Source organism: Mesorhizobium sp. KR2-14 (assembly GCF_040049255.1).
Classification (GTDB): domain Bacteria; phylum Pseudomonadota; class Alphaproteobacteria; order Rhizobiales; family Rhizobiaceae; genus Pseudaminobacter.
The window spans coordinates 1-8,101 of record NZ_JBDZDR010000020.1; the positions used below are offsets into that span (position 1 = coordinate 1).

At 56.9% G+C, this 8,101-nt stretch carries 6 protein-coding genes; all 6 read right to left on the reverse strand.

Features of this window, described 5'->3' with window-relative positions:
- Positions 1-405: 405 nt before the first annotated feature.
- The gene (locus tag ABLE86_RS22700) at positions 406-1,287 is read right to left on the reverse strand and encodes a DUF4231 domain-containing protein (RefSeq protein WP_348781267.1); all 882 of its coding nucleotides are present in this window, start codon (positions 1,285-1,287) and stop codon (positions 406-408) included.
- Positions 1,288-1,318: 31 nt separating this feature from the next.
- Positions 1,319-1,786 (reverse strand): TIR domain-containing protein, encoded by a 468-nt coding sequence (locus ABLE86_RS22705; RefSeq protein WP_348781268.1) that lies wholly within the window; start codon positions 1,784-1,786, stop codon positions 1,319-1,321.
- Between the two features lies 1 nt (position 1,787).
- Positions 1,788-2,378, reverse strand: a complete 591-nt coding sequence (locus tag ABLE86_RS22710) for a 7-cyano-7-deazaguanine synthase (protein WP_348781269.1) — start codon at positions 2,376-2,378, stop codon at positions 1,788-1,790.
- Between the two features lie 700 nt (positions 2,379-3,078).
- Positions 3,079-4,479, reverse strand: a complete 1,401-nt coding sequence (locus ABLE86_RS22715; protein ID WP_348781270.1) for a toll/interleukin-1 receptor domain-containing protein — start codon at positions 4,477-4,479, stop codon at positions 3,079-3,081.
- Between the two features lie 272 nt (positions 4,480-4,751).
- Positions 4,752-5,948, reverse strand: a complete 1,197-nt coding sequence (locus ABLE86_RS22720; protein WP_348781271.1) for a PfkB family carbohydrate kinase — start codon at positions 5,946-5,948, stop codon at positions 4,752-4,754.
- A gap of 326 nt (positions 5,949-6,274) precedes the next feature.
- On the reverse strand, positions 6,275-7,792 hold the full coding sequence (locus ABLE86_RS22725) for a peptide MFS transporter (RefSeq protein ID WP_348781272.1): 1,518 nt from the start codon (positions 7,790-7,792) through the stop codon (positions 6,275-6,277).
- Positions 7,793-8,101 lie beyond the last annotated feature (309 nt).

An 8,101-nucleotide genomic window follows, 5' to 3' on the forward strand; every position in this document is an offset into this window, starting at 1 on the left:
ATGAAACCAAAACCACGAAGGGGAAAAGCAGGACCTTGACCACCACCACCGAACCGAAACATACCTGAAAGGCGGGTCAATTCTCGGCGGAAATCCCGGGTCAGTTCCTGGCGGAAATCAACACCATATCGGTCGCTCACGCCTCTACCAGCTTCACCGCAAGCTGCCATTCGATCTCGACGGCCCGCGAAAGCAGGCCACGGCCGCTGGACCGACTATAAAATTAACCGCCCCATTCCCCGATCGTCCGGCTGACGCCAGTCGATTATGCCGACACGTTCATCCCGCGTCTGTATCTGGTACTGTGCTTAATGCAAACCTCCACACCAGCCCGTCGCTCACCAGGCCAGCTCAACCGAACCAACCAGCCGAGTCTACGTCACGCTGCAAGGAAGTTGGAGGCACTCACGCATTCTCAATCTGCCGGGCTACCCACTGCGTGTGTTCGCGTGAGAATGCCCGCTCTGCTTCATTTACGAAGGCAGAGAATTTCTCTTCGGTGTCTATTGCGCCGATGCGTGTCTGAAGAATGCCAATTTCGTGGGCGGTGAGACTATATGCGGATGCGAGTTCGTTGAACTTCTTGAGCTGGACCCACCCAATTGCGGAGGAAGCGATAACCAACAAAGGCTCGGTTGGCCAAATCATCCATGTTGGATCGTAGCGAATGCGGACAAGAGCCAATCCGATCGCAGTGGCTTGAACCACAACACAGATGCTAATCCATACCCGGAAACGGCGCCGGTTCCACCTTACCTTCGAAACATACCATTCACGTTGATCCCCGATCCGATCCACAACATATTTCTGAATGCGGTCCGTCAGCGATAAAGCACGAATCTCGTTCATTTTTTTGCTAATCTGATCGCCCACCACTGGCCGACGGCTAATGGAGTCACGTACGTGACTGTTCGCATCGAGAATGGCTTTCAGAAAATGTGAAAACTTTTCAGCCACCGCCGAGAGTTTAGGGGCATCCTCGAAGGGTTCTGCCCGCATCATATAGCGCCAAGTCGAGGTTTTGATCGACTCTGCCAGTGCACGGCAACCATACCAATCTTTCTCCGGCTTTTGGACTGCCATATACAACAGCAGCGCCGTTGACGCAGCCAAGACCACCGCATATCCGATGTAAAGGTCCGGTGAACTGCCGAACCATATTGAGATTGACGCCGCAACGGTGAGGAGAAGATACTGCAGGCGTATGAGCCATAGATATATTCTCTGAGCGTCTACGGCTGAGCCATCCGCAGACCGGTACAATGCAGGAAAGTTATCGTGTTGCAAGTAGACAGGTCTCCTGTCGGATCGCCGCGAACTATTTCAACTCCGTCGCCAGTTTATTCCACTGGACAACTTTTACGCCGTGTTTCGCGACCCAAGACGGGTTTTGCCTGGGCGCACCTCCCTGAGGGTGAACCGCCACCACCTTTTTCCCAAGCGCAAGGCTGGTCTCAACTTCCCAGGTTACCCATCGGCTCTGCGCAGTATTGTCCGAAAGGTAAACGACGCAAACAGAGGACCGCGATATCCGCTCGCTGATCTTTTTTTTGATATATTCGGCGCGTTCGCTGTTGTAGGGCTCGCGAACAGAATGATCGTTGAATTCGATGTCGCTGTTTTCGTTCTTCGCATGCGCGCGTAAGAGATTGACCTCGTCCATGTCTTCTGTTGCGAAACTGATGAAGACATTGCGTTTGCCGCCCTGGAGCGCCGCTTTGGCCTTCTCCTCAAGTGACCGTATGTCCCCTAGCCTGCTCCAGCTACCGCTGCTCCCGCCGCCCATGTCAGACCCCCTCAACCTTAAATTCATTGCATGCAATGCAGGCTCCACAAGGTGTTTCACCGCCCAGATGACATGAATAAGTGCCCTCAATGCCTTTTAGCGTGGCGAGTTCGACCACTTCCTGCTTGTGGAACGAGGCGAGCGGCGCAAGAACCTTTAGCTCTCGCCCCATGCTGCGCGTGATCATTGTCTCGGCCTCCTGCAAGAACGCTGACGTCTGATCGGGAAATAAGCTTGTTTCTTCGTGAAGCAGCCCGATTGATATGGCATCCGCATCGCGCTGAAATGCGTAGGCCGACGCTACAAGCAGGAAGAGCAGATTTCGACCAGGAGTGAAGGCGTCCTCAAGCACTCGCTGCTTTGGATCGGTCAACCCAGATTTGATGAGGCGCCCATACCCCGACAGGTCGGCCACTTCCAAATTTGGTAACTGCAGCTTGCCCATTGCTGATCTGCACGCCGCAAGCTCCCGATCTCGGGATCGTTGCCCGTAGTCGATGAAAAGAGGGTACTGCTGGATTCCTTCCTCTTTGGCGAGGTAGGCCACTAAGGTGGAATCGAGACCACCGGAAACGAGGGTGACAATGCTCATGCCAACGCGAGCTCCGCATCTCGAGACCCCGCAACCCGCATGACTATCCAGATAGCCCAATCCAGTAGGCCGACTGCAAAACCGAGCCGGTCAGCATGTGAGATCAGAGTATTCTCGTGCCTATGGTACTGGGGGAGCGTCGATATGGCTCGCTCGGCACCATTGTAGAGGCCAATCGCAGTCATGTAATTCAGTACGTGACGATCCAAGACGGCGAGATCGTAGCTGATCCCTGCGTTTCGCAGGAACATACTTGCTTGCTTTGGCCCGATTCCCGAAACGTTCGACACAAGCCACGCGCGAGCGGAGGCGGCATTCTCGAACGCACCTAGCAGAGAGCACAGGTTACCACTTTCTCGGGAAACCGATATGCGCGCGGAGGCCAACTGGACCGATTTCGATCCAGGAAAGCGATAGTTCCGAAGGGAGCCGTTGACTAGGACGGGCCGGCGGAGAACCCCGTAAATCTCTTCCGCCAGTTCGGCCTGGGACGCCGATGCATTCAGGAGAAGCTGCCGCTCATCCAAGGCATCAGCGCTGGCCACCGCAAGCGCATACGGTACCTGGCTGCTTAGCAAGCAGCATGAGAGCTCCCACCAAAGACTCCGTTCATCAAGCTCCACCTCAGAGCGCTTGGCCCTTGCCTCAATCTCCGGGCATATCGCGGCAACGGCGTATTCCAGTCTAGTGGCATCGTTTCTCATCTGAATAAGTCCGGCATTTGTTCCCTAAGCTGCTTAGCATTGGCTTGCCCCAGAAGGCCCACTGCAAACGCTTCTAACCGGTTCGTTGAAGCAGCAGTCTGCAACTCATGTGTGAGTTCTCGATAGTAGTCCAAATTATGGAAGGCCACTTTACCAGCATAGTCGATATTATCGTCAGAGAGGGCGGAAACCGTGATTGGCGAGCCCGCCATTTGCGCTTGATAGGCAAAGAAATCAAAGTGCTGATAATGATTTAATCGATCTTGTTGTCGGTCAACGGCAACTCGACACCATTCCAATCCATCGAAGCTGTCTGCTCCAGCTGCCGTTAGAACGGCAATACTCCAAGGGTTGCCCGTGCCTAGAAGATGTATCGGTTGATAAAAGGATAGGCGATCAAGCTCGTTTCGGATATGTCGCACCGTCTGGGCGCGCTGGATCAAGCCGCGGCCTAACTCTCGCTCTGCCAGCGCAATCATAGGTGGCTGGAGTTGGTTGGCTACTTCTCGTACGACCTCCGGGAGGTTCGTAAGGTCGTATCCCTTCGAGCGAACGGGAGCGTGGATAATTGGAAGCACGGGCGCTTTGGTGAACTTTGTGTCCCGTTCGACTGCGGCAATGACCTGCCGAACCGCGCGTTTTTTGTCCTTGGACGGCTCCATCTCATCAAAGCAATAGGCCCAATCGTGTGGAATCCCTTCCAACGCCAATTCGAGATCCTGGGGTCTCCAGCTGTCATCGTCGCGTCGAGTCGCTTCATAATTGCCCGAGTCCACGAGGACGAAGCCGCCTTGGGCCCGAATCCGTCTGAGTTCCTGCTGGATACCGCGGGGGCGCCGGGAAGGAAACAGGTCATATGCCGAGACAAGGATCGTCGGTGTTCCAAAGACACGAAGCGCCTTGAGAGCCTCAAGAGGGACGAGTTGTGTCTCGTGTGACGAAACGGAAAGGAACAAGCTCGGCAGGGGGACTTTACCCGCAGCGATGGCGGAAGGACGGGCCGGTGCCGTCCTCGGAGGGACGACGCTCGAAATTTTGCGTATCAGGTGCTGGACGCCTAGATGATCCGCGTCTCCGTCCCAGTGCAGAAGATCGACGGCACTGTACCCATTGAACCCATACGGCGCGTTTGTTGGCGTGATCTTAGCGGGAATGATTGGGATCGAATATTGCTCTGCTAGCCGAAGCTCATCCTTTACATTTCTGTTTTCCTTTGCTGTGGAGGACCACATGGGGACAACGCATTTTGTGTTTCGAATTTCACGCTCGATAACGCTCGAGAAGTCTCCAACAATCTTGTCGTCCCACCAAACATCCCACCGCGTCGATAGTATGTTCACCAGTTGCTCAGCTTGCCTGACGTCTTTTCGTGAATATACAATGTAGACGTCTGACATGTGCGATTACTCCCCCCAGAGTAGTGAATCAGAAGTCTCACAAATTAAGCGGCGCCGCAACCATCGGACCGCTAAGGTGAACGCGATGGTTGCGGCGATCTAGAACAGCGGTCGGTGTCCGGCAGGTATTCGGTCGGGATTGCGCTGGCGGTGCAGTCGGCGACGTTGCCGTCTGTGCGCGTGTCAGTGGGAAGGTGCGGCTTCGCGAACTGCGGATCCGTCGCTCAAAAATGGTCCCATTTCATCAACAGCATTCATTCGGAGACTGTGAATCATGTGCGACTTATCAATGGAAGCCGTTTATGGGTCCGGGCACCAAGACATACAGGAGGCCATCCAGATTGGTATAAAGCAGACGCAAATTCATTAACGAGTTTCGCGTCAAATCCGGAGAAGTCGGCAGTATCGAACCGGTCATCTTCGTCTAATATAATGATATTCACATATGTCTGTATGTCACAAATTTCGCGAATGTCTTTCTTGCTCAAGCCGTCTGCGACTATGAGCAAAGATGCATCTTCAACGATTGTGGGGGCAGGGCTATCATCAAGTTGAGGTGAGAGAACTTCCATACCCAACCCTTTCAGCTGAAAGCGTGCCTCCTCTAGTGTGTACCGCCTCCCGATCGTGCCTGTTGAGCCGTGCAGAACGATCCGGCTCGGTGCCCTCCCTGTCAATGGCTCTCGGCTAGTGAGGAGTTCGGTTTCAACCGGAAGGTTCATCGTTTCGCAGTATGCGGACACCGAGCGTGACGCTAGGTCCGCTGCAGCAGTTGCCGGTAAGCCGGCTTCACCCCAATGATGCGCAAATACGGCGCTGAAGACGTCTCCCGTTCCGATCTTGAAGACACGCGATGAGTAATACGCAGGAACATCCATCGGTGCAGCGTTCGGCTCATACACGGTCACCCCCCGCACGCCTCTTTTGACGACGACAACGGTCTCCTGATCGCCGGGAGCCATGGCTTTCGCAGCGGCAGTGGCCAAGTCGGTGCACCCTGTATAGCGGTAGAGCTCAAGTTCATTCATCACCAATGCAAGACGCTTCGCTGTTGAACCGTTTGCTCCAAACGGCTCCGGCCGAAGAGCTGTCTGAGGATCGTAAATCGCTTGGGCGGCCTGCACGACGGCGGTTCCCTCAAGGAAACCGAACCTCAGGACAACATCCCCGGAAACGTGAATCGGAGGCTGCTGCGGTATTGACCCAGGTTGTGGCTCGATATGTGGTTGAGAAAGAGGGTGAAAGTATGCGAATGCGATAACGATATCGGAATGACTGCAGCGCAACTGCACGCCGAGCCCTGCCAGCTTGTCAGATCCGGGGCTGTTGTCGCTTCGTGTATAGGTGTGGAGAGTGCTTCCCGGCGAAAGGGAACTGACCGCTGCCGCTGCGCGTCCGCCAGAACCAAAACGGGCGCTCCACTTTGGGGTTTCGCACAGTTCGTGATACAAACCACCTGCTATATGCATTTCTGTGACCTGCTGGTTTTAACCCGTTATTTTTTCATTCCTCCTGCACCCGATAAGATATGCTATGGATATTCGCTAGAATACCACTGTCCGCCGGATTATGGATGGCTGTCGGCGCCTGCGTGGCGGAGCTCCGGGCGACCAGTTCCTCGACGTGGCCGACGCCGATCTCTGTACCGCCGCGCCCGAATTTTTTCTCACTACCAGGCCCCTGGCGGCATTGTCGGCCACCACCTGCGGCGGGCCGAGACTGATCCCGCTGCTGCTGCGGCGGCGCTGCCTGCGATATTCGTTGCCGACTGGACGATGAAGACCGACCCGCCCAGCTATTGAGCCTCACGAGCTTCTTCGAGCCTCTCGCTGCCACCAAGAGCCCAGCGGGTAAGCGGGCGAGCCAGGAGGATCAGCACGACCCCGAAAGCGGCGCTGGTCAGGAAGATGCGCATGAAGGCTTCCGGGAGGCCGGCCGCGTTCTCGGTGTCCATGCCGGATGCGAGCAGTCCCGCCATCAGGTTTCCGAGCGAAGAGGCGACAAACCAGAAACCCATCATCTGGCTGGTGAAGCGCTCGGGTGCGAGGCGGGAGAAGGTGGACAGGCCGACCGGGCTCAGCAACAGCTCACCCACGGTGTGCAGGAGATAGGTGCCGATCAGGAAGAGCGCGGAGACCTTCACGCCGGTAGCCGCGATCTGCGCCGCCGGCACGAGGATCAGGTAGCCTGATCCCATCGCGACAAGCGCCAATCCGAACTTTACGAAAACGGGGATGGTCCAGCGGTTCTCGGCATAGATCCAGAACGCGGCGAAGCCCGGGGTCAGCAAGATGATGAACACGGCGTTGAGGTTCTGGAACCACGAGGTGGGCACGGTGAAACTGCCGAGCTCGCGCCGGGTAAGGTCGTTGGCGAAGAGGTTGAGCGATGACCCCGCCTGCTCGAAACCCGACCAGAAGAGCGCTGCGGCGACGAACAGGAGTGCAAGGGCGATCATACGCCGCTTCTCCGGGCCGGTCAGGTCACCGGCGAAGTATATGTTCAGGAAGAAGGCGCAGGCCACGGTTATGATGACCATCCCCATGGCCTGCGCGAGGCCCTGCGGGCTGGTCAGGCTGATCTGGCCGGTCAGTGCGGCTGCGGCGACCAGCACCACGACCGCGCCTCCGATCATGCCGGTGAAGATGTGGTCGCGCGTGCCGGTGGCCACGTCGGGGTGGAGGTGGACGGCGGGCACGCCGCCCTTGTCGCGAAGCGAGGTGCGGCTGGCGTACAGGAAGTTGACGAGCCCGAAGAACATCGCGACAGCGGCAGCTCCGAAACCCCAGTGCCACCCCCAGTTCTCGCCGAGGTAACCAGCGATCAGCCCGCCCAGGATCGCACCGATATTGATGCCCATGTAGAAAAAGGAGAAGCCAGCGTCGCGGCCGCCAATGTCGTTCTTGTCATAAAGCAGGCCAACCATGGTCGAGATGTTGGGCTTGACGAGCCCAGTGCCGATGGCGATGCAGACGAGCCCGAAGAAAAAAATTGAGGCGACGGCACCAGAAAGCGCAAGCAAGGCGTGCCCGACCATGATGGCGACACAGCCGACGATGATGGCGCGCCTGCAGCCCCAGAAGCGGTCAGCGATCCACCCACCTGGCAGCGCCAGTATGTAGGCCGAGGCGGTATAGAGGCCATAGATTGCAGCAGCGTCGGCGGTTGTGATGCCGAGGCCGCCACTTTGGACCTCGTCGACGAGAAAGAGGATCAGCAGCGCCCGCATGCCGTAGTAGCTGAAGCGCTCCCACATCTCGACAAAAAAGAGGGCAACTAGCCCCGACGGATGCTTCCCGGACGTCGTCGACATCGGACTCTCCGCGGTCGGTCTTCGCCAGAACCATAGCGCGGATCGGATGAAAAAGCGCGTTGAGCTTTGGCGACGCGAATGGCGACATCAGGGCTTGCTCGCAAGCAGCTTGCACTCCGACCGCACACAGCGCCGCGCGGCGGAACAGCAGCTTACCGCCAACCTTCAGCGAACATCGGGCCGACCGCTTCTGATGCGGTGGACGGCTCTCCTCCCCCCCGTAGCTGCAGCTATAGTCGCGGGGCAGAGCTGGAGGAGCTATGATGGGCACCGTTACAACGATTGGTCTGGATATTGCAAAGTCAGTGT

What these genes read in the sequence shown, in the direction of transcription:
- ABLE86_RS22710 (WP_348781269.1), bottom strand. Translation starts at nt 2,378, where the DNA reads ATGAGCATTGTCACCCTCGTTTCCGGTGGTCTCGATTCCACCTTAGTG.
- ABLE86_RS22705 (WP_348781268.1), bottom strand. Translation starts at nt 1,786, where the DNA reads ATGGGCGGCGGGAGCAGCGGTAGCTGGAGCAGGCTAGGGGACATACGG.
- ABLE86_RS22720 (WP_348781271.1), bottom strand. Translation starts at nt 5,948, where the DNA reads ATGCATATAGCAGGTGGTTTGTATCACGAACTGTGCGAAACCCCAAAG.
- ABLE86_RS22725 (WP_348781272.1), bottom strand. Translation starts at nt 7,792, where the DNA reads ATGTCGACGACGTCCGGGAAGCATCCGTCGGGGCTAGTTGCCCTCTTT.
- ABLE86_RS22715 (WP_348781270.1), bottom strand. Translation starts at nt 4,479, where the DNA reads ATGTCAGACGTCTACATTGTATATTCACGAAAAGACGTCAGGCAAGCT.